Annotated in this window: 1 protein-coding gene; it reads left to right on the forward strand. The window is 65.2% G+C overall.

Features of this window, described 5'->3' with window-relative positions; genetic code table 11:
- On the forward strand, nucleotides 1-423 hold a 423-nt coding region (locus EOB49_RS34760; protein ID WP_164781970.1), incomplete at both ends, for an OmpA family protein.

The raw sequence follows: 423 nt of genomic DNA on the forward strand, positions 1-423 counted from the left end.
CCGCCGCCCAGACCGTCGCTGCAAGCACAGCCGACGTCGGCCCCGTTGCCACCGACGCCGCCAAGGCGAACTTCAGCGATGAGGAATGCTTGAACAGGTTTGCCGTGCTCTCACGCACCGGCGCCATCTACTTCCGGCCGGCCAGCGCGCGGCTCGATGCGAAAAGCCGCCCATTGCTGACGGAGGTCGAAGGTGTCGTTGGCAAATGCCCAAGCCTGAAGGTCGAGGTCTCCGGCTATACCGATTCCGATGGATCGCCGGACGCAAACAAGCAGTTGTCGGAGCGGCGCGCCCACGCGGTTGCCGACGCCTTGATTGCCGAGGGTATTCCGCGCAATCAGATCAGCGCCGCCGGCTATGGCGAGGAGCGGCCGGTTGCCGCCAACGATACGCCGAAGAACAAGGCGCTCAATCGGCGGATCG

This window comes from Mesorhizobium sp. M7A.F.Ca.MR.148.00.0.0, from assembly GCF_003997735.1.
Classification (GTDB): domain Bacteria; phylum Pseudomonadota; class Alphaproteobacteria; order Rhizobiales; family Rhizobiaceae; genus Mesorhizobium.